This window comes from Chromobacterium sp. Rain0013 (assembly GCF_015291765.1).
GTDB lineage: Bacteria > Pseudomonadota > Gammaproteobacteria > Burkholderiales > Chromobacteriaceae > Chromobacterium > Chromobacterium haemolyticum.
This window is the reverse complement of sequence record NZ_CP031514.1, coordinates 3265109-3284798: the sequence shown is the minus strand read 5'-3', so window position 1 is coordinate 3284798 and position 19690 is coordinate 3265109. Positions and strand designations below refer to the sequence as shown.

The 19690-nt window shown below is 60.0% G+C and carries 18 protein-coding genes, 1 tRNA gene, 1 pseudogene and 1 riboswitch; of the genes and pseudogenes, 11 read left to right on the top strand and 9 right to left on the bottom strand.

Translation table 11 applies throughout. The annotated features are described in order from the left end of the window. Positions 1–51: 51 nt before the first annotated feature. Together DXT74_RS15190 and DXT74_RS15185 are read right to left on the bottom strand one after the other, a co-directional pair. Positions 52–831, bottom strand: coding sequence for a class II glutamine amidotransferase (locus DXT74_RS15190; RefSeq protein ID WP_043634609.1), 780 nt, complete (start codon positions 829–831; stop codon positions 52–54). Positions 832–1108: 277 nt separating this feature from the next. After that, the gene (locus DXT74_RS15185) at positions 1109–1999 is read right to left on the bottom strand and encodes a DMT family transporter (protein ID WP_194426377.1); all 891 of its coding nucleotides are present in this window, start codon (positions 1997–1999) and stop codon (positions 1109–1111) included. Positions 2000–2136: 137 nt separating this feature from the next. Here DXT74_RS15185 and DXT74_RS15180 point away from each other — a divergent pair, with 137 nt between their 5' ends. The 4 genes from DXT74_RS15180 (at position 2137) to DXT74_RS15165 (ending at position 5643) form a co-directional block, all read left to right on the top strand. Then, on the top strand, positions 2137–2937 hold the full coding sequence (locus tag DXT74_RS15180) for a helix-turn-helix domain-containing protein (protein WP_194426376.1): 801 nt from the start codon (positions 2137–2139) through the stop codon (positions 2935–2937). Between the two features lie 80 nt (positions 2938–3017). Then, positions 3018–3812 carry a hypothetical protein gene (locus DXT74_RS15175; RefSeq protein WP_194426375.1) on the top strand — a complete coding sequence of 265 codons (795 nt, stop codon included), beginning with the start codon at positions 3018–3020 and terminating at the stop codon, positions 3810–3812. A 12-nt stretch (positions 3813–3824) separates the two neighbouring features. After that, positions 3825–4259 (top strand): GNAT family N-acetyltransferase, encoded by a 435-nt coding sequence (locus tag DXT74_RS15170; protein ID WP_194426374.1) that lies wholly within the window; start codon positions 3825–3827, stop codon positions 4257–4259. 67 nt (positions 4260–4326) lie between these two features. After that, complete coding sequence (locus DXT74_RS15165) at positions 4327–5643, top strand: MFS transporter (RefSeq protein ID WP_194426373.1); 1317 nt, start codon at positions 4327–4329, stop codon at positions 5641–5643. Positions 5644–5857: 214 nt separating this feature from the next. Here DXT74_RS15165 and hrpA read toward each other — a convergent pair whose 3' ends face one another. Both hrpA and DXT74_RS15155 read right to left on the bottom strand, forming a co-directional pair. Further along, positions 5858–9793 (bottom strand): ATP-dependent RNA helicase HrpA, encoded by a 3936-nt coding sequence (gene hrpA, locus DXT74_RS15160; protein WP_194426372.1) that lies wholly within the window; start codon positions 9791–9793, stop codon positions 5858–5860. Positions 9794–9878: 85 nt separating this feature from the next. Next, the gene (locus DXT74_RS15155) at positions 9879–10244 is read right to left on the bottom strand and encodes a DUF5329 domain-containing protein (RefSeq protein WP_085951891.1); all 366 of its coding nucleotides are present in this window, start codon (positions 10242–10244) and stop codon (positions 9879–9881) included. An 83-nt stretch (positions 10245–10327) separates the two neighbouring features. Beyond that, positions 10328–10490, top strand: a riboswitch (FMN riboswitch). Positions 10491–10583: 93 nt separating this feature from the next. Here DXT74_RS15155 and DXT74_RS15150 point away from each other — a divergent pair. Both DXT74_RS15150 and DXT74_RS15145 read left to right on the top strand, forming a co-directional pair. Next, a complete protein-coding gene (locus tag DXT74_RS15150) occupies positions 10584–11321 on the top strand; it encodes a bifunctional 2-polyprenyl-6-hydroxyphenol methylase/3-demethylubiquinol 3-O-methyltransferase UbiG (protein ID WP_194426371.1) in 738 nt (245 codons plus the stop codon). Positions 11322–11385: 64 nt separating this feature from the next. Beyond that, on the top strand, positions 11386–12171 hold the full coding sequence (locus DXT74_RS15145; RefSeq protein WP_194426370.1) for a ketol-acid reductoisomerase: 786 nt from the start codon (positions 11386–11388) through the stop codon (positions 12169–12171). 12 nt (positions 12172–12183) lie between these two features. Here the strand turns inward: DXT74_RS15145 and DXT74_RS15140 are convergent, their stop codons facing one another. Together DXT74_RS15140 and DXT74_RS15135 are read right to left on the bottom strand one after the other, a co-directional pair. Next, the gene (locus DXT74_RS15140; RefSeq protein WP_194426369.1) at positions 12184–12849 is read right to left on the bottom strand and encodes an epoxyqueuosine reductase QueH; all 666 of its coding nucleotides are present in this window, start codon (positions 12847–12849) and stop codon (positions 12184–12186) included. Between the two features lie 206 nt (positions 12850–13055). Beyond that, complete coding sequence (locus DXT74_RS15135) at positions 13056–14267, bottom strand: SpoIIE family protein phosphatase (protein WP_081555851.1); 1212 nt, start codon at positions 14265–14267, stop codon at positions 13056–13058. Positions 14268–14467: 200 nt separating this feature from the next. Between DXT74_RS15135 and DXT74_RS15130 the strand changes: the two genes are divergently transcribed. Further along, the gene (locus DXT74_RS15130; RefSeq protein WP_194426368.1) at positions 14468–14995 is read left to right on the top strand and encodes a hypothetical protein; all 528 of its coding nucleotides are present in this window, start codon (positions 14468–14470) and stop codon (positions 14993–14995) included. Between the two features lie 45 nt (positions 14996–15040). Then, positions 15041–15116, top strand: a tRNA-Thr gene (locus tag DXT74_RS15125). A gap of 41 nt (positions 15117–15157) precedes the next feature. Here the strand turns inward: DXT74_RS15125 and DXT74_RS15120 are convergent. After that, the gene (locus DXT74_RS15120) at positions 15158–15562 is read right to left on the bottom strand and encodes a site-specific integrase (RefSeq protein WP_231138192.1); all 405 of its coding nucleotides are present in this window, start codon (positions 15560–15562) and stop codon (positions 15158–15160) included. A gap of 898 nt (positions 15563–16460) precedes the next feature. On the opposite strand from DXT74_RS15120, the gene DXT74_RS15115 reads away from it, so the two are divergent. From DXT74_RS15115 to DXT74_RS15110, 3 genes are all read left to right on the top strand, one after another. Next, positions 16461–16751, top strand: a complete 291-nt coding sequence (locus DXT74_RS15115) for an SHOCT domain-containing protein (RefSeq protein ID WP_194426367.1) — start codon at positions 16461–16463, stop codon at positions 16749–16751. Between the two features lie 346 nt (positions 16752–17097). Continuing rightward, positions 17098–17232, top strand: coding sequence for a hypothetical protein (locus DXT74_RS23055; RefSeq protein WP_255524768.1), 135 nt, complete (start codon positions 17098–17100; stop codon positions 17230–17232). 424 nt (positions 17233–17656) lie between these two features. Then, the gene (locus DXT74_RS15110; protein WP_194426366.1) at positions 17657–18250 is read left to right on the top strand and encodes a hypothetical protein; all 594 of its coding nucleotides are present in this window, start codon (positions 17657–17659) and stop codon (positions 18248–18250) included. Positions 18251–18418: 168 nt separating this feature from the next. On the opposite strand, the pseudogene DXT74_RS22900 reads toward DXT74_RS15110, so the two are convergent. Then, positions 18419–19220: pseudogene (locus DXT74_RS22900) on the bottom strand (IS3 family transposase); the annotation flags it as partial. Between the two features lie 67 nt (positions 19221–19287). Continuing rightward, entirely contained in the window at positions 19288–19557 is a 270-nt protein-coding gene (locus DXT74_RS15095; RefSeq protein WP_194426363.1) for a hypothetical protein, read from the bottom strand. Positions 19558–19690: the final 133 nt, after the last annotated feature.

Genomic DNA, 19690 nt, shown 5'->3' with positions numbered 1-19690 from the left:
AAGACATTGCCGCCAGCATAACACCGGCGGCAATGGCTTGTCGGCGGGCGTTCAGCCGGGCAGGTGTTGCGACAGCGGGGAGCCGTCGCGGAACAGCAGCAGCTCGCCGGGGGCGAGTTGCGTCCAGTTTTCGTTGTCGGTCAGCGGCTGGGTGGCGATCACCGCCACGCGGTCGTGCGGGGTGGTGACAGAGGCGAAATCCACGCTGACGTCGTCGTCCACCAAATGCGCGGTGTTGAACGGCGCCTGGCGGATGATGTAGTGCAGATGGGTGGAGCAATGGGCGAACAACACCTCGCCGTTGCTCAGCATGAAGTTGAACACGCCGTGGTTGGAGATCTCCGCCGCCAGCCGCGCCACTTCGGCGAATAATTCGTCCAACTGCGGTTGCTGGCACCATTTGGCGCGCAGCCGCTCCATCAGGTGGCAGAACGCCCGTTCGGAGTCGGTGCTGCCCACCGGGTTGTAATGGCTGCCGGCCTCGGGCTGGAAGTTTTCCAGGTTGCCGTTGTGGGCGAAGATCCAGTAGCGACCCCACATTTCTCGCATGAAGGGGTGGGTGTTGGCCAGGTTGACCTCGCCTTGGGTGGCTTTGCGGATATGGGCGATCACGTTTTCCGACTTGATCGGATAGTTGCGCACCAAGTGGGCCACCGGCGATTCCACGGACGGTTTGTCGTCCAGGAAGATACGGCAGCCCTTGTTCTCGAAAAAGGCGATGCCCCAGCCGTCGGCGTGGTGGTCGGTCTGGCCGCCGCGACGGTGAAAGCCCTCAAAGGAGAACAGGATGTCGGTTGGAGTATTGCAATTCATGCCCATTAACTGGCACATGGTTTTGGGTTCCACGGTAGAGAGGTTGTCATGGCCGGCCGCGCCGGCTGCGGTTTTGTTACAGAGCTTAGGCGATAAGCGGGGCCGCGGCAATCCCGCCGCGCCGGCCGTGGAGCCCGGACGCGGCGGCGGAATGGGCGCTCAGAACCTGTTTACGATCTGCGGCGCGTCGTGAAGCGTTGCACGGTGAGTACGAGCCAAAAATGCTCATGTACCCCTCGACCATTCCGATTTTTCGCTCGTTTTCGCCTTTCCTCGCGAGATCGTGAACGCGCTCTCAGGCCGCGGAACGGGCGAGACTGCGCAATTTGGCCCAGCCGCCCTGGCTCAGGCTGACGCCCAGCAAGATCAGCCCGCCACCCAGCCAGTGGTAATCGTGGATGGTTTCGCCCAGCAGCGCGCTGGCGATCAAGGCGGTGAACAAGGGCAGCAGATTCATGAAGATGGCGGTGCGCTCGCTGCCCAGGTTCTGGATGCCGCGCATCCACAGATACGGGGCCAGCACCGAGGAGGCGATCCCGGCGAAGGCGACCAGCCCGGCGCCTTGCGGCGGCACCGCCAGGCTGTCCGCGCTCATCGCCACCGGCACCAGCATCAGCACGGCCAGCAATACCTGGATGTATAGATTGGTCCAGCTGCCGAAGGGCGGCGCCCAGCGGCGCAGCAGAATGCCGTACAGCGCGTAGGAGACGGAGCCGGCCAGCATCAGCGCGTCGCCGCGGTTCACGCCGCCGCTAATCAGGTCCAGCGGCCGCCCCTGGCCCAGCAGATACAGCACGCCCAGCAAGGACACCGCCACGCCGAACAACGCGTGCGCGCCGGTGGGCTGACGGAAGACGGTCGCGTTCAGCGCCAGACCCAGCAGCGGGATCAAGGCGCAGATCACGCCCATATTGGTGGCGCTGGTGCTGTGCGCGGCGTAATAAGCCAGACATTGGTACATCACCATGCCGAGTGCGGCCAATATGGCGAAGCGGCCCAGCCAGGGTCGGATGGCGCGCCATTGGCGCAGCATCGGCCGCAGGCTCAGCGGGGTGAGAATCAAGGCGGCCAACAGCCAGCGGTAGAAGGAAATGGCGGCGGGATCCAGCGCCTGGGCCGCGGCTTTGGACACCACGGTGTTGGCGGACCAGATCATCACTGCCAGCATGGGAAACAATGAGTTCATGGGAGGGCTCCGGATGCGGCTCTCGTTCCGACGCGCGGTAGAGAGTACAGAAAAGCATTGACGGTAGGCAGTGTACCGCTGTCTGATTCAATGCATATAATGCAAAACAGACAAGACGATAGCGGGAAACCGACAAATTGGACTACTCAGAACTGGACCAAGGCTTGCCGGAACCGGCGCCCATCCATCTGCGCTACGACCAGCTGACGCCGCAAACGGAGTTTTCGCCGCACAGCCATCCCTGGGGGCAATTGAACTGCATTAGTCTGGGCGTGATAGAGCTGAGCTTGATCGAGCCTGGTCAGGCCGAGCGCGCGTTGGCGGCGCCGGCGGAGTTCCTGATCTGGGTGCCGGCCGGGATTCGCCATTCCGCTTCGGTGCGCCAGGCCATGCGCTACACCTCGGTCTACGTCGGCGCCGAGCAGGCCGCCGGCTTGCCCGCCCATCCCTGCCTGATTCCGCAAACGCCCTTGCTGCGAGCGCTGCTGGATGACTTCTGCCAGCGCGGCGTCACTTCGATCCAGGATCCGTGGGATCGGCGCCAGGCCGAGCTGCTGCTGGCGCGGCTGTCCCAGGCCGGCCACCAGGATAGCTATCTGCCGGATAGCCGCCATCGTCAATTGGCGCCCATCCTGGCCGCCATCCGGGACAATCCGGCCGATGCGGCCACCTTGGCGCAGTGGGCGCAGCGCGTGCACGGCACCGAGCGCACGCTGGCGCGCCATTTTCAACGCGAACTGGGCATGAGCTTTGTCCAGTGGCGCAACCGGGTGCGCTTGCTCAGGGCCCTGGCCTGGCTGCGCGAAGGGCGTCCGGTGCAGGACATCGCCGCCGATCTGGGCTATGGCACCGCGTCGGCCTTCATCGCGATGTTCAACAAGCAACTGGGCTATTCCCCAGAGCGCTACCGACGCTTGCTGGCCGATGGCGCGCGTTGAGGAATGCTTGTTGCCCTTTTGGCATTGCGGCACACTGGAATGATTGTCAATCATAGAACCAGTCTTCTACGCCCCAAGCCATGAGCAAGAAAATCAAACAACTGGCCCGCCAACTGGGCGACGGCTGGACGCTGCGCCGCCGTTTGCGGCAAGCCAGCGCGCTGAATTTCGCCTTTTCCGAACGTATAGATTTCCTGAACGGACAGCACTGGGATCAACTGGCGGCCCGGCACGGGCTGCTGATGTCCCGCGATTACTGGCGCGCGCTGGAGCAGTCCGGGCTCGCCAACTTCGACCTGCGCTACGCGCTGGCCTATCGCGACGGCGAGCCGGTGGCGGCGGTGGCGATGCAGCTATTGGAAGTGAGCCTGGAAACCATGCACGCTCACCCCGGACCGCGGCCGGAAGGTTCGCTGCGCGCCACGCTGGCGCAAAATCTCAAGCCCAAGCTGCGGCAACGGCTGCTGGTCTGCGGCAATATGCTCAGCTACGGCCTGGACGGCGCGGCTTTCGCCGAGGACCTGGACCTGCAGACCCGTTGGCAGGCGGTGGCGGAGATGCTCTACCGCATCCGCCGCGCGGAGAAGCTCAACGGCCAGATCGACTTCGTGCTGGTCAAGGACATGGACGAAACAGCGCGAGAAGACAGTCGGGCGCTGGGCAAGCTCAGCTACAGTACCTTGGAAACAGAGCCCAATATGGTGCTGCCGCTGGCCGAGGGCTGGCGCGTTTACGACGACTACTTGGCCGGCATGACCTCCAAATACCGCAGCGGCATCCGTCAGCAGATTTTCAAACCGATAGAAGCCGCCGGTTGCGAAATCGGCGTGATGACGCCGCAGCAGGTGGACGCGCAGGCGGAGCGGATGCAGTAGCTCTACCTGGCGGTGCAAGACAACGCCACATTGCGGCCGGTCACGGTGAGTGCGGAATACTGGCGGCGGATGGCCGCGCTGGGGCCGGAGCGGGCGGAGCTGCGCGGGCTGTGGCGCGACGGCGCGCTGCTGGGCTTTTTGCTGATCCTGAAAAATGGCGAGGAGATCACCGCCGCGCAGATCGGTTTCGATCGCGCCGCGGCCAAGGAGCTGCCGCTCTATCTGCGCCTGCTGCATTCGGCGATTGAGTCGGCGCTGGCCGCCGGCGGACGGCGGGTGATTTTCGGGCGCACCGCGTTGGAGCCCAAGGCGAGAATGGGCTGCCGGCCGGTGCCGACTTCGCTGTGGATACGCCATCGCCAGCCCATGCTCAATTCGCTGATCCGCAGCAGCTTCGGCATTGTCCAGCACGAGGACGCGCCGACGATCAACCCCTTCAAAAAATAAACGCGCAGCCCTTCGCGCCGCGCGGCGGGGAGGGCGATTGCGATCTTGGTCGCGGAAAGGACCCGATATGACTCAAACCGCGAGCGCCGAAGCGGCGCACACGCGAAAACTGAACCGCAACGACTGCAAGACGCTGGGCCTGGCCTCGCTGGGCGGGGCGCTTGAGTTTTACGATTTCATCATTTACGTGTTTTTCGCCCTGGTATTGGGCAAGCTGTTCTTCCCGCAGGACATTCCGGGCTGGCTGCGTCAATTGCAGGTGTTCGGCATCTTCGCCGCCGGCTATCTGGCGCGTCCGCTGGGCGGCATCGTCATGGCGCACTTCGGCGACCTGTTCGGCCGCAAACGCATGTTCACGCTCAGCATCGTGTTGATGGCGCTGCCTACGCTGGCGATGGGCCTGCTGCCCACCTATCAGAGCATAGGGGTGTGGGCGCCGATCTTGCTGCTCCTGCTGCGCGTGTTGCAGGGCGCGGCCATTGGCGGGGAGGTGCCGGGCGCCTGGGTTTTCGTCGCGGAGCACGCGCCGTCGCGCCGCACGGGTCTGGCTTGCGGCATCATCACCTCGGGGCTGACCATAGGTATTCTGTTTGGCTCGCTGATCGCGATGGCGATGAACCTGGCTTTCACGCCGCAGCAGCTGGAGAACGGCGCCTGGCGGATTCCCTTCCTGATAGGCGGGGTGTTCGGCCTCGTGGCGATGTATCTGCGCCGCTGGCTGCACGAGACTCCGGTGTTCAGCGAAATGCAGGCGCGCAAGGCGCTGTCCGCCGAGCTGCCCCTGAAGGCGGCGCTGCGGGGTCATCGGCTTGGCATGGCTCTGTCCATGGCGGCCACCGCGATGCTGTCGGTCACCATCGTGGTGGTGATCCTGATGACGCCCACTTTTCTGCAAAAACAGTTTGGCGTGCCGCCGGTGGAGGCGCTGTTCGCCAACAGCCTGGCCATTGTCGCGCTGAGCGTGGGATGCATTGTGGCCGGCCTGGCGGCGGACCGTTTTGGCGGCGGGCCGGTGTTTACCGTGGGCAGCCTGCTGTTAGGCGTTAGCAGCTGGTGTTTCTATCAGACCATGGGGCAGGACGCGAGCTGGCTGCGCCCGCTGTACACGCTGACCGGCTTTGCCGCCGGCATCGTTGGCGCGGTGCCTTATCTGATGGTGCGCGCCTTCCCCGCGCCCATCCGCTTTAGCGGCCTGTCTTTTTCCTACAATGTGGCCTACGCGGTGGTGGGCGGCTTCACGCCGGTGCTGCTGTCGGTGTGGATGGAGGCGAGTTCGCTGGCGCTGGCTGGCTATCTGATGATTTTCTGCCTGATTGGCCTGGCGATGGGCCTGTTTTTGCTGGCCTGGGGCGATAAGCCGGGCTTGTCCCATCCGGTGCATTGAAGCGCGCATGGAAAAACGGCGGCGTCCTTATCGACGCCGCCGTTTTGTCGTGCGAGTTCGGGTTCTGGGGCTCAGAGTCTGTTCAAAGTCTCGCAAGCAAGGACGAGACAAGGCGAAAACGGCTGAGAAAGCGGAATGCACATACGGTACATGAGCATTTCGAAGCCGTTTTCAACGCCGTATCGCCGAAGCGCAGCAGACCTTGAACAAGTTCTTAGCGCGGCAGCTCGCTCCACAGCTTCAACAGCCGTTTGGCGGATACCGGGTAGGGCGTTTTCAACTCCTGGGCGAACAGGCTGACGCGCAGTTCTTCGATCTGCCAGCGGAAATCGAGCAGGGCCTGAGACGCGCCTTCCGCCTCGTTTTCCTCTGCCACCCGGGTTTCCCATTTCTGCCATAGATCGCGTATTTCCGCGCCGCGCTGGCCGTCGCGCTGCGGGTTGGCCGGCTGCTTGTCCATGCGCAGGCCCATCGCGCGCATATAGCGCGGCAAATGGGGCAGCTGGCTCCACGGCGTGGCGGCCAGGAAACCCTTGTAAACCAGCTTGGCCAATTGCTGCTGCAACTCGTAACCCAGCTTGTGTTTCTGCATCTTGACGCTGAGGGGGCCGTATTCCGCGGCCACTTGACCCAGGTACTGGGTCACCGCCTGAATGACAGCCGGCAAGCGAGTGCGGGCGCGGGTTTTCTGGTCGTTGAAGGCTTTCTCGTTGCGCGGCAGCGCGTCGTCGCCAATGAAAGCGCGGTCGCAGATGCAGGCGATGGCGTCGGCCAATAATTCGTCGACATTGGCCACTGCGCGCAGCTGCAGGCCCAGTTGGGTCATGCCGGGCAGGCCCTTGGACAGCTGCTTCATTTGTTCCTTCAACTGCAGTTGCAGCAGGCGGATCACGCCCTGGCGGTGATGGCGCTCGGCTACCAACTGAGTGTCGAACAGTCGAATCGCCACCTTATCTTGTTCCAGCGTCAAGGCCGGATAGCCTGTCAACTGCTGGCGGCCGCGGGCAAACTGTATGCTTTCCGGCAGTTCGCCGAAGTCCCAGCTGCTGACCTCGTCGCGCTCGAATTCCGCGCTCGTATCGCGGAAAGTCAGTTGGGCGGCCTGGCCGAACTGCTTTTGCAGCGCCAGCAGATCGCGTCCCAGTCCAATTTCCTGCTTGCCGTCGTCGATGACGCGGAAGTTGAACAGCAGATGAGCCGGCAGCTCCTGGGCGCGGAAATCGTCGATGTCCACCTTGACGCCGCCGGTCTCGCGCAGGATGAAGCGCGCCAGCTGCGGCGCGATAGGCTGTTGTGGGTCCGGGTTGCCGCTAAGGAAACGGGTGACGAAGTCCGGCACCGGCACGCAGCAACGGCGGATTTGCTTGGGCAGGCCCTTGATCAGCTGTTGCAGCTTTTCGCGCACCATGCCGGGCACCAGCCATTCGAAAGCCGCCGGTTGCAAGCGGTTGAGGATGGCCAGAGGCACGTCCAGTGTGACGCCGTCCAGCGGGTGATTGGGTTCGAAGCGGTAACGCAGCTTGAGGCGGCCGTCTTCCAGCTCCAGCCATTCCGGAAACTGGTTTTCGGTGACATGCTGCGCGGCGTGGCGCATCAGTTCTTCGCGCGTTAGATGCAAGAGCTTGGCGTCGGTCTTTTCCGCTTCCTTGCGCCAGGCTTCGAAGCTGGCCGCGTCCACCACCTCCGCCGGGATCCGCTCGCTGTAAAAAGCGAACAGCGCTTCCTCGTCCACCAGCACGTCCTGGCGGCGGGCCTTGTGTTCCAGCTGCTCCACTTCGCGGATCAGTTGCTGATTGCGTTGGAAGAAGGGCGCGTTGCTGACGTACTCCATGTTCACCAGCGCGCCGCGGATGAACAGCTCGCGCGCTTCTACCGGCGCGATGCGGCCATAGCTCACCGGCCGGCGCGGCACCAGGGTCAGGCCATAGAGAGTGACGCGCTCGCTGGCCACTACTTCGCCGCGGCTCTTTTCCCAGTGCGGGTCGAAATAGTGGTATTTGATCAGGTGCGGCGCCAGCTTTTCCACCCACTCAGGCTCGATCTTGGCCACGCAGCGGGCGTAAAGGCGGGTGGTTTCCACCAGTTCCGCCGCCACCAGCCATTTAGGCTTGGCTTTTTTCAGGCCGGAACCGGGAAACACGTGGAAGTTAACGCCGCGAGTGCCTTGGTAGTCGTCGCTTTCCTGGTTTTTCATGCCCAGATTGCCGATCAAGCCGGTTACCAGCGCCTTGTGCAGGTTTTCATAAGCGACGGCGTCCAGCTGCTGGCGCTTCTTCTGCGTCATTTGCGCATCCGGCTGTTCGGCGTCGGCGTGGGCCTGCTCGCGTTTGATCAGGCCCAGCTCACTGGCGATGTCGGCCAGCTGCGCGTGCAGTTCCCGCCACTCGCGCAGGCGAAGGTGGGACAGGAAGTGCTCGTGGCAGGTGTTGATCAGCAGACGGTTGGATTTCTTGTGCTTGAGCGCGTCGGAGAAGAAATCCCAAAGGTGCAGGAAGGACAGGAAGTCCGACTTCTCGTCGTTGAAACGCGCTTGGGCGCGTTCGGCCGCTTCGCGCGCTTCGAACGGACGCTCGCGCGGGTCCTGCACGCTCAAGGCGGCGGCAATGATCAGTACTTCGCGCACGCAGCCGAAGTCGCGGCCGGCCAGCAGCAGGCGGCCCACCTTGGGGTCCACCGGAATCCGCGCCAGCTCTTTGCCCACGCTGGTCAATTCCCCCTTGTCGTCCACCGCGCCCAGCTCGGTCAGCACTTGGTAGCCGTCGGCGATCAGACGGCTGCTGGGCGCTTCCAGGAAGGGGAAGGCGTCCACCTTGCCCAGCCGCAGCGCGGCCATGCGCAGAATGACCGCGGCCAGGTTGGAGCGGACGATTTCAGGATCGGTGAACGCCGGGCGTTGATTGAAGTCGTCTTCGCTGTACAGGCGTACGCAGATGCCGGCCTCGACACGGCCGCAACGGCCAGCGCGCTGACGCGCCGCCGCCTGGGAAATTTTCTCCACTTGCAGCTGTTCCACCTTGGCGCGCGGGCTGTAGCGGTTGATGCGCGCCTGTCCGGTGTCGATCACGTATTTGATGCCCGGCACCGTTAGCGAGGTCTCGGCCACATTGGTGGCCAGCACGATGCGGCGTCCGCCGGACGGTTTGAATATCTTCTGCTGGTCCTCGTTGGACAGCCGCGCGAACAAGGGCAGGATCTCGTAGCCGCGAATGCCGGCCTTGCGCAGCTTTTCCGCGGTTTCGCGGATCTCGCGCTCGCCAGGCAGGAAGACCAGCATATCGCCCGGGCCCTGGCGCGACAGTTCGTCGACGGCGTCGACGATGGCGCCTTCCATTTCCACTTCGCGCTCGTCTTCGTCGCGCTGCGCCAGCGGGCGGTAACGCACTTCCACCGGATAGGTGCGGCCGGAGACTTCAATCACGGGCGCGCCGTCGAAATGGCGGGAGAAGCGGTCGGCGTCGATGGTGGCCGAGGTGACGATCACCTTCAGGTCCGGCCGGCGCGGCAGCAGCTGTTTCAGATAGCCCAGCAGGAAATCGATGTTGAGGCTGCGTTCGTGCGCCTCGTCGATGATGATGGTGTCGTAGGCTTCCAGGTAACGGTCGGTCTGGGTTTCCGCCAGCATGATGCCGTCGGTCATCAGCTTGATCACGGACTTTTCCGAGAGCTTGTCGGTGAAGCGCACCTTGAAGCCGACGTGTTCGCCCAGCGTGGATTTCAGCTCTTGAGCGATGCGGCTGGCGACTGAGCGCGCGGCCAGACGACGCGGCTGGGTGTGGCCGATCAGTCCGTGCACGCCGCGGCCCAGCTCCAGGCAGATTTTGGGCAGTTGGGTGGTTTTCCCGGAGCCGGTTTCGCCGCAGATGATCACCACCTGGTGGCGCTCGATCGCGGTTTTGATGTCGGCCAGTTTCTGGTTGACCGGCAAGGCGTCGTCGAAGTCGGGCTTGGGCAGGTGGGCGCGGCGCGCGGCCACCTTGGCGGCGGAGCGTTCGATCTGAGCCTGAATATCGGCCAGTTGCTTGTCCGCAGGCTGGTTTTTCTTCAGTCGCTCGGCGGCGTCGCTCAGTTTGCGGCGCAAAACGTGGCGATCGCGGATCAGACAGGAGGGCAGGTCGGCCTTGAGTTGGGCCAGCAGCTGGGCAGCAGTCATCGGGAAAAGAACACTGGATTACAGGAAAGCGGCGATTATAACAGCTGCGTGGCGCTGCGGCAGGCCGGGATTCCCGGCCTGCCCGCTATTTCCGCTGACGATAGCGGCTCAGCTCCGCTTTGAGCCAGGCGGCGCTGGCCACCGGCTGCGCCGCGCCGCAACGCACTTGGTAGGCCTTGCCGCTGATGCTGCTCTGCGTGGCGGCACGTTCGATGAAGCTTTCCGTGTTGCTGACCCAGTCTTTTTTCAGCAGATACTGGTATTTGTCGTTCAGATGGTCGCGGGCCTCCTTGGAGCCGTACCAACTGCCATTTCGATTGAACTCGCATCCGGATTTGGCCAGATAGTCCAGCAGGTGATTGATCTCGGTTTGGGCTGCCGGCGCGGGCGCGGCGAAGGCGGTGCCGGCGCTCAGGACAAAAGCCAGCCAGACTGGCGGTTTCAGGGTCATGCCTTGCTCCATCGCAATCAGAATGCGCAGACTATGCGCGATGCGGCCGGGCTTGTCCAACCCTGGCCCCGCCTTTATCCTGTGCCCGTCTTCAGGGCGGGGTGAAACTCCCCACCGGCGGTAAGCCGCGGCGCATGCCGGCGGCGAGCCCGCGAGCGCCGCGCCATCGTTTCCACGATGCGCGGGTCAGCAGATTCGGTGCGAAGCCGAAGCCGACGGTGAAAGTCCGGATGAGAGAAGACGCGCGCCAAGCCGTGAACGGCTGGGCTCGCTTTTGCGCGTCGGCATAGCCGCGCGTCGCCCTGGAGCGCTTCCCTTAAGTCTTTACGGAGCCTCCAAATGCAGCAAAACATTTATGACCATCCTGTCTTTTTCTCCCAATATCAAGCTTTGCGCGACAACGATAGCGGCCTGAACGGCGCCTTGGAACAGCCCGCCTTGCGCGATGCGCTGCCGCCGCTGTCCGGCGCCGACGTGCTGGATCTGGGCTGCGGCTTTGGCGATTTCGCCCGTTGGGCGCGCACCCAAGGCGCGGCCAGCGTCACCGCGGTGGATTTGTCCGAACGCATGCTGGAGCAGGCGCGAGCGCGCACTCGGGATTCCGGCATTCAATACCTGTGCGCCGGCATCGAGGACTTTCAGCCGCCTGCGGGCGCTTATGATCTGGCGGTGTCGTCGCTGGCCTTGCATTACGTGGCGGATTACGCCGCCGTGGCGGCGCGCGTGTTCGCCGCTTTACGGCCCGGCGGCGTGTTCGCGCTGACGGTGGAGCATCCGGTTTGCACGGCGAGCTCGCAAGGTTGGGCGCTGGACGAGGCCGGGCGGCAGGCGCATTGGACGCTGGACGCGTATTTTCAGCAGGGCGCGCGCGAAACCCGCTGGTTTGTCGACGGCGTGATCAAGCATCACCGCACGGTGGAAAGCTATGTGGCCGGCTTGTCAGGCGCCGGTTTCCAATTGCTTCATCTGGGCGAGCCCGCGCCGGATGAGGGGGCGATGGCGCGGCAGGACGGTTTGCGCCCGCACGCGCGCCGCCCGGCCCTGTTGCTGCTCACCGCGCGGAAGCCTGTGCTCTAGCGCCGCTATTCCGGGCCGGTGCGCAGAACCAAGCGGCGCCGGCCCGGTCCAGCAAAGGTCGAGCATGCGGCTCGTATTCACGGGGAGGGGAGCGGTGAGAGTCAAGCTGGCAGTAGGGGTTCTGGTCCTGGCGCTGTCGATGGCGCCCGCCATCGGCAAATCGCCGCCTGCGCGGGCCATCATCGAACCCGCTCATATTGTAGAGGCCATCCAGTTGCAACAGGAGGCGGACGCCGCCAAGGACAGACCGCCGCAAAACGACGAGCCTTGGTTTGTGGTGCGGGAAGGCGCTCGTCCCATCATCGTGACCGCGCCGCACGCCACCAGCCCGTTCCGCGAAGGACAATACCGTTTCTCCGATGGCGGAGGCACCGCGGCCTTGGCGGCGATGCTGCATCAACTGGCCGGCGCCACCGCGATCTATACCACCCGCGCCGCGCCGGCCGATCCCAATTACGACGACGACAACGCCTTCAAGCGCAAGCTGGCTGCGTTGATTGCGGATCGACGCCCGCTGCTGGTGCTGGACCTGCACGGCAGCCATCCATACCGGCCTTACGACGTGGACTTCGGCACCTTGAACGGGGCCTCGTTGCTAGGCAAGCCGGAATTGCAACAACGACTGGAGCTAAGCCTGCGGCAACAGGGCGTGCTGAATGTTTCGGACAATTACTTTGCCGCGTCCAAGCACCAGACCATCGCCAAGTTCGCTTCCCGGCTGGGCGTGCCGGCCATCCAACTGGAAATCAGCAGCACCTGGCTCACGCCTTCGGACGGCAACCTGGCCGCGCACCGCTTCGCCCAGCTCTTGCAGGCGCTGGTGCGCTATGCGCGTGAAATTGAGGAATGAGGCAGCGGCGCTTCAAGCCTGGTCGTCTTCATCGCCATAGTATTTGACGCCTAGACGGATGGGCGCGCGGCCGGCTTCGCGGCGCTGGCGGTTGCTATCGCGCAGGGAATAGGCGCAGCCGCAATACTCCTGTTGGTAGAACTGTTCGCGCTTACTGATTTCTATCATGCGCGCGGAGCCGCCGCCCTTGCGCCAGTTGTATTCCCAATAGATCAGGCCGGGGTAGCGCGCGGCGGCTCTCACGCCGCAGTCGTTGATCTGCTGCATATTCTTCCAGCGCGAAATTCCCAAAGAACTGGTGATCACCGGAAAACCGTGCTCATGCGCGTACAGAGCGGTGCGTTCAAAGCGCATGTCGAAGCACATGGTGCAGCGGATGCCGCGCTCCGGCTCGTTTTCCATGCCCTTGGCGCGCGCGAACCAGTTGTCGCGGTCATAATCCGCATCCACGAAAGGAATGCCGAACTGTTCGGCAAAGCGGATGTTCTCGTTCTTGCGCAGCTCGTACTCTTTCAGCGGGTGGATGTTTGGGTTGTAGAAAAAAATAGTGAAGTCTATGCCGGAAGCCTGCATGGCCTCCATGACCTCGCCGGAGCAGGGCGCGCAGCAGGAGTGCAGCAGCACTTTTTCATGGCCGCCCGGCAAGGGCAGCGGTTGGCGCTCAAATTCCTTGGTCATATAAATGAGAAGCCGTTTATGAAAAAGCGGATTATGTTGCCATAACGCCATCGAATCAAGGCGGGGAGGGGCTCTTAGCCTGTTCAAAGCCGCGCGAGCGAGGGAAATGCAAAAAGTGCAAAAGAGGAATGCGCGGGTGCTACAGGCGCATTTTGAGTATGTTTTTAATGCCGCATCGCCGAAACGCGGCAGATTTGAGCTGGTTTTTAGGCATCGTGCCAGCGAGAGCGGTCCTTTGTCTCGTGTCCGGTCTCCCCCTCAGGTTTGCTTGCTTGCACGGGGGAACGAACCACCAACAACGATGCATCGTCCAGCATGGCTTCGTTTTGACGATGCCGCTGCAGCGCTTGCAGTATGGTATTGCCAACCCGGCCCGGCCAGCCGGCCTCAGCCGCTTTGATGACTCCGTCCAGACCAAACATTCGGCCATTCTCAGCCTGGGCCTCGGTAATTCCGTCCGAGCAAACGATCAACGCATGCTCCGGACGCAGCACGCTGGTTTCCAACGAACGATCGAACTGCCGCGCCGCCAAAATCCCCAAAGGAGGGTGCTCGGAGCGGAACTGTTTGATCTTGCGGCCCTGCGGATCAAACATCAATGCACAAGGAATGCCGCCGTTCCAGACTTGCAGGCATTGGGAGGCCGCGTCGATCGCAATGATAATGCCGGCCACGAAGCGGCCAAAGGGCAGCAGGCGGTGCAACTTGTCGTTGATTGCCGCCGCAATATCGCCCAGCGCGGCCTGTTCCTGAGCAAGATCGTAAAAGCACTCCACTGCGGGAATGGCGCTGATCGCGGCGGTCAAGCCGTGGCCGGTGCAGTCGGCCAGCATCAAGTATTCTCGTCCGCCGGAACGCGCATAGCAGACCAGATCGCCGTTGAACTGCGAGGCGGGCCGCAAATGGCGCCAGACATGCGAGGGTAGTTCCAATTGCTGCCGGTTCAGGCGCTCAATCAGTTCCAGCGCGTAGCTTTGTTCTCGTTCATTGTCGAGGAAGTAGCGTTCCAGGCGCACAGCGTCCTGGTTGATCTGTCGCTGCATTTGGGCGATGCGCAAGAATACCTGGATCTTGGCCGTTAATAAGTCCGGACTGACCGGTTTGGTCAGGTAGTCGTCGCCGCCGGCTTTGAGCCCCTCTATCAGATCTTTTTGCTGACTCAGGCCCGTCAGGAAAATGATGGGAACCCAGTGTTCGCCGAAGAGTGTCCGCAGCTCCTTCGTGGCTTCCAGTCCGTTCATCACCGGCATGATGATGTCCATCAAAATCAGGTCGTAACCAACTTCCTTGCATATGGAGACGGCCTCCCGGCCATTGCAGGCAAGGTCGCATTGATACCCCAGGTCTTCAACAAAGGTACGGACCATCAGGCTATTGGTGGCGCTATCGTCCACCAACAAAATTTTGGGTTGAGGCATGCTGTTTCCATTGCGTGTCAGGAAAGGGAAAGCGAGCGGAGAAAGCGACGGCAGGGCCAATTACACTGGCATTGCACTGTGGGTATAGCATACGGGGCGCGCCGATGGCGCGCTGCGGCAAGAAAAATCAGTCCGCCTCGTGGGTGAGAGCAGTCCGTTGCGATCAATTTCCGCCTAAACGCGGGAAACACCGTGCTAGTATGCGGGTTTTGGCGGCGCAACGCGCGGCCCGTTTCATTCCAGAGAGCATTAGATCCCTTATCATGAAATTCGCAACGCACACCATTGCGCTGGCCTTAAGCCTGGCGCTGATCAGCCCGGCCAGCCTGGCCGAACCAGAAGACATGCCGCTGCCGGGCGATGTGCAGATGGCCCCGGTGAGCAAGCCCGCGCGCAAGGCGGCTCCCGCTAAAACCGTTCAGACGGCCGAACCGGTGCGTTCCAGCCAACAAGCCAAGCCGGCGCGTCAGGCCAAAGGCAAGCCCGGCAAGCACGGCAAGCGCCAAGCCAAGGCTATCAGCGCCAAACAAGCGCGCCACGGCAAGGCGGCAGCCAAGCCAGCGGCAAAATCGACTGTTAAAAAATCGACAATCAAAAAGCCGCGTCACTCAGCCAAAGCCGCAAAGCGCCCTGCGCATAAAGCTTCGGCCAAAAAAACCAGCAAAAACAAAGTGGTTGGCAAGAGCGCCAAAAAGCCGCATAAAAAAGTGCAGAAAAAGACGCGTTAACGGCTTGCCAAAGCCATTGAGGCGCGACATAATACGCCTCTCTTCGCCGGTGTAGCTCAGTTGGTAGAGCACCTGACTTGTAATCAGGGGGTCGCGAGTTCGATTCCTGCCGCCGGCACCAGAATTTAGTAAGGAAAACAACGGGTTAGATGCCTCTGGCGTCTAGCCCGTTTTCCTTTCTGCTTCCGATGTAGGTGAATTTGTACCGTGAAGCCTCCCCACGTACTCTGCCAAGTGTTCCTTGGATAAGTGGGCATAGCGCTGCACCATCTCCGGCGACTCCCAGCCCCCCAGCTCCTGCAAAACATGCATAGGCGTTCCTGCCTGTGCGAGCCAAGACGCCCACGTATGTCTTAAGTCATGCCATCGAAAGTTTTCGATGCCCGCACGAACGAGCGCCGCACGCCATGCTTTAGTATTGACTTGAACAATAGGGCTTCCCTTGTAAGCGAAAACATATTCCTGATTCTTGCCCATTTGCGAACGCACGATGGCGACGGCGGAGTCATTTAAAGGATGGAAGCCAAGGTACTCACAATCAGCGATGAAGATGGCAAAGCTGTTCACCCAGTTTCGAACCCATCCGCGCAGGCACCATCACAGCCTGCGTCCAGTTCGACAGCGCGACCGCGGATGAGCGGATCAAGGCCCTGGTGGCCGAGTACGCCGAGCAGCCTATCAGCTTGCGCCGGATGGAAGTGATTCATAAGCGCGCCGTGACCATCGCGATGGAGTGCATGCAAGTTCTGATAGTGTAGGCTGCCTACTCAGGCAGTTTTTATGGTTTGTGTGATGAAGTGCTCAATGTAGATGTCAGGGTGGAGTTTCTTGTGCCTTAGTTCGAGCTGATTCGGGCCAAATGGAACGAAAATCGTCGCTGCTGGCAAGCTCCCATCAGCTGGCAGGAACCCCGGATGAGGGAGAAGCGCGAGGAGAGGAGTGTCCTGTTCCGGCCAAACTTCCACGGTGGCTATATGCCCCCGACGCGATAGCGCATACATTGCCTAAGCTATCAAAGGCGCGAAGACTGTTGCCTGCCGGAATCGAAACTACCGCTACATCTGTATCTTCCATTTTACCCCCATGAAATGCCCAAAGCGTGGGCGCTTGTTGCATATGCCATGCGAGTAATGATTATCTGTCGAGTCGGGTTTGAATTGCAATAGGTGTCCATAAGCCTTCCGAGTGAAACCACTTGCTCATGAAACGCAACTGGTATTAACAGGGACCGGTATTCCCCCGGCAAAAAAGCATCAAAACGACCAAGTGGTATTAACTAGTGGATGCTGTGGTGTCGAGGTTGGCGCCAGCCAGACAGAATATTAGTGGTAGAATCTCATCAGGAAGTAGGTTATCAATTCACCTGGAGAGATAGATGCGATGTTCTGGATGCGGAAAAGACATACCGTTTTCGGGGAATGTGTGCCCTTACTGCCAAAGAGATAAATCAAAAGACCAAGCATACATGGTAGCAGGAACCATTTTTGGGTTAGCTGGTGGGTTTGTTGGCTATATCATATTCGGATTTTGGGGCGCGGTTGGCGGGGCACTGGTGGGTTGCATCTTGGCTGCCGCCACAACGCTTAAAGGAGGATCGGCGCCGCCCGTGGTCAGCATCGCGCCACCTACAGGCGCACAGCAAGGAAGTGATGCGTTGGGGAGTAAGTTGGCACAGCTCAAGCAAATACATGAGCAGGGCCTGATAACAGATGAAGAATACGCAGAGAAGAAACAGAGCATTTTGTCAAAGTTGTGACTGTTGCAAGAACCCGGGAAGGCCGCTTATGCGGCTTTTTTCATTTCTACGGCAAAGAAAATGAGGTGAGCAATGGCCCAACGCGGAGCCAAAGCCGGCGAGACGCTGGCGCCGGTGTTCGTGCCGCGTGCCTTGCTGTGGGCTCTGCACGTCGAGTGCGAGACGAGATGGTCTACCTGACCACGCACACGCCCTGCATATACGGCTACAAGACCAACCTGGACATCGTCCGCAAGTGGTCGACCGGCGAGGGACCGGCTGTCTTGACCTGGGTGACCGCCACGGCGTTCACCATGCCACCCAGCACCGCTACGGCAAGACCACTACCCGCCTGCTGGAGCTGCCGATGCAAGCATATTTCACGCTGGAGGTGCCGCTGGCAAAGACTATTGGTTGGCTGCGGAATGAGGTCGTGAGTCAAGAAAACGGTTTAGTTGATTTCGAAGCCAAAATTCCGACTTATTTATCAGAAATTAGCTAGATCATAGCAATTCATAAAAAGAAATTGTACGCGCCCACGTTGATATTGATATTCGTATAGATATTCAAAAAAGATTGCGAAATAAAGAATGCATATTTGTATTTGTTCGAGCAAAAATCAAAGCAATCATAAGGAAGCAATCTACAAGAAACTAAGTATTCATCCGTATTGAAATCCAAGTTATTAGTAATGTAAACATTAATAGTCAATTATAGGATTGGTCGCTGAAGCCATGTGGGAGAGCTTTACGAGATATTTATTGTTTTCCATTTTTATTGCTTTGCCTAATCTTGCCTTCACGGGTGGATTGTTCGGAGAGATAAAGATTGATGTAGGAAAAATCGACAATAGAGCTACGATTGTTCAATTCTGTTTGATTATCACGCCACAAAGTCTTTGACGACTATCCTAAGGAGCGGTACCGATGTACAAAGTAGTGAAGGAATACATTAAGGTGTTTCCGTGGTTCTTCAACCGGTACCTAGTCGTCGTGTCGGATCCTACGAAGTTTGCCATGTCAAAAGCATTGACATCTCCGTCAAGCACGAAGGAGTCTCTAAAGTTCTTTGCCGGCGCCTTCTTAGTAACTATGGTCATAGGTTTTGCGGTCATCGAGAACAGTCTAGAGCTTGCTCGTGATCTCCTGTTTCAACTTGTAATCCTCATGCCGCTTGCGGGATTACTCACACTGGCTTGGAAAATTGTCCGGGTCGAGGCGAGTTTCAAACCCACAATGCTCCTTTTGTTGTATTTCTTCGGAGCATTTTTGCCAATCGTTCCCGTTTCAATCTTTCTCATGAAGGGAATGCAAACGACGTATGGGGTTCACGGCTACTGGGCTTGGGGATTTATTACCTTTTTCGTAATGGTCGCTTGGAGCATTGCCTGCTGGAATGCCTACCGAAAGTACTTCCAGGCAAGCATTACAAAGGCGATTGGCGCTGGAATGCTTGCGTTAGTCTTTTTAATACTCACCTTCAACTTCGCTCAGTTGCTCCTTGCCGGTGCTCAGGCCTAATCATCCATTGCGGGTGGCTGGATCCTATGTTTATTATGGTCAGCGGGATTCCCGTCAAAGGGTGGAAGCACGGGGGGCACTGTGTGCGTCGAAAAGTGTTTTTACAGACGATTGCTCGTCTGAGGATCAGTGTTGCCTGGCGATGGACAAACCACTTGCAGTTAGTACGTTATCCGTCCTGACTGCCAACGGATAGCCGCGAAATTGCGCCACCTGTTCCAGCATGCGCGTGACGTATTGGCCAGACATCGAGAAATCTACCGCAACCTGCACCGCCTCGTAACTGAAGTCATCGGCTACCGTCAGGCATTTCAAGCGTCGGCCACAGGCTAACTGGTCGCTGACAAAATCCATGCTCCACACCTCATTCAACTGCGTGGCCTCCTGCAGTGACGTACGCACGCCAGTGAGCTTGCGCCGGCGGTTGCGTCGCCTGACGGCCAGGCCCTGCTCGCGGTACAAGCGGTAAACCCGTTTGTGATTGATGCCAGGGAATTCGTGACGCAGCAGATCATGCACCCGCCGGTAGCCAAAACGGCGGCGTGTCTGCGCGATCTCAACGATGCGAGCCGTCAGCTGACACGTCAGCGCATCCGCCTGTGGCGGATGTCGCCAGGCATCTCGGGAGAGCCCCACAAGCCGGCAGGCGCGGCGCTCTGAGAGCGCTAATCCACGCTAATGGCCTGCCGCTTGGCCTGCGGGGCTAACGCTTTACCCCGAAGGCGACCTTGAGGGCTTCGATGTTGAGATGGGCCTCGGCCAGCAACTTCTTGAGACGGGCGTTCTCGGCCTCCAGATCTCGGGCGCGCTGAAGCTCGGCGACATTCATGCCGCCGTATTTACTGTGCCACTTATAGAAGGTGGCCTCGGAGAAACCGCCCTGCCGGCAGACCTCTTTGATGGCCATGCCCAGTTCGGCCTGCTTGAGAAAGCCAATGATCTGTTCTTCGGTGAATCTGCTCTTCTTCATGTCCGTCATTCTCCTTCAGTGACGGACTTCTCTCTACTTTTGATTGGTAAGGCCTAAGAGGAGCAGATCACATATACTGACGCACATGTACGGGTTCTATGTCCTCAAGCTGAGCAGGTTCAGAACTGCAGAAGAACTCCAGCAAATTTTTCATCTGCCGTAGGTTTTCAATTTGCGTCCTCGGAGATTTTAATGGAATGGCATCTTGCATGTACTTATCTGCCAGATCCTTGAAAGTAGGAAGCGCCATGGCCGGTATCTTTGCTTTCTCAAGCTCTGCCCAGCGCTGCACTGCTAAAACATAACCTGGCCCAAGAGGAAGCTCACGCCTAGTCATGCAGGCGTTGCGGGCCCATTCGTTTCTCCAAAAAGAAAACCCCTGTCATTTTTCATGAACGGGGGTTAAATGGTAAGTAACGAGAAAGAAAAATTTAAGATTGGCACATTAAAGGGGCGCTATAGACAACCTT

Excerpts from the sequence above, each read along its gene's own strand:
- DXT74_RS15190 (WP_043634609.1), bottom strand. The coding sequence starts at position 831 with ATGTGCCAGTTAATGGGCATGAATTGCAATACTCCAACCGACATCCTG.
- DXT74_RS15185 (WP_194426377.1), bottom strand. The coding sequence starts at position 1,999 with ATGAACTCATTGTTTCCCATGCTGGCAGTGATGATCTGGTCCGCCAAC.
- DXT74_RS15175 (WP_194426375.1), top strand. The coding sequence starts at position 3,018 with ATGAGCAAGAAAATCAAACAACTGGCCCGCCAACTGGGCGACGGCTGG.
- DXT74_RS15165 (WP_194426373.1), top strand. The coding sequence starts at position 4,327 with ATGACTCAAACCGCGAGCGCCGAAGCGGCGCACACGCGAAAACTGAAC.
- hrpA (WP_194426372.1), bottom strand. The coding sequence starts at position 9,793 with ATGACTGCTGCCCAGCTGCTGGCCCAACTCAAGGCCGACCTGCCCTCC.
- DXT74_RS15155 (WP_085951891.1), bottom strand. The coding sequence starts at position 10,244 with ATGACCCTGAAACCGCCAGTCTGGCTGGCTTTTGTCCTGAGCGCCGGC.
- DXT74_RS15150 (WP_194426371.1), top strand. The coding sequence starts at position 10,584 with ATGCAGCAAAACATTTATGACCATCCTGTCTTTTTCTCCCAATATCAA.
- DXT74_RS15145 (WP_194426370.1), top strand. The coding sequence starts at position 11,386 with ATGCGGCTCGTATTCACGGGGAGGGGAGCGGTGAGAGTCAAGCTGGCA.
- DXT74_RS15140 (WP_194426369.1), bottom strand. The coding sequence starts at position 12,849 with ATGACCAAGGAATTTGAGCGCCAACCGCTGCCCTTGCCGGGCGGCCAT.
- DXT74_RS15135 (WP_081555851.1), bottom strand. The coding sequence starts at position 14,267 with ATGCCTCAACCCAAAATTTTGTTGGTGGACGATAGCGCCACCAATAGC.
- DXT74_RS15130 (WP_194426368.1), top strand. The coding sequence starts at position 14,468 with ATGCGGGTTTTGGCGGCGCAACGCGCGGCCCGTTTCATTCCAGAGAGC.
- DXT74_RS15115 (WP_194426367.1), top strand. The coding sequence starts at position 16,461 with ATGGTAGCAGGAACCATTTTTGGGTTAGCTGGTGGGTTTGTTGGCTAT.
- DXT74_RS23055 (WP_255524768.1), top strand. The coding sequence starts at position 17,098 with ATGCAAGCATATTTCACGCTGGAGGTGCCGCTGGCAAAGACTATTGGT.
- DXT74_RS15110 (WP_194426366.1), top strand. The coding sequence starts at position 17,657 with ATGTACAAAGTAGTGAAGGAATACATTAAGGTGTTTCCGTGGTTCTTC.
- DXT74_RS15095 (WP_194426363.1), bottom strand. The coding sequence starts at position 19,557 with ATGACTAGGCGTGAGCTTCCTCTTGGGCCAGGTTATGTTTTAGCAGTG.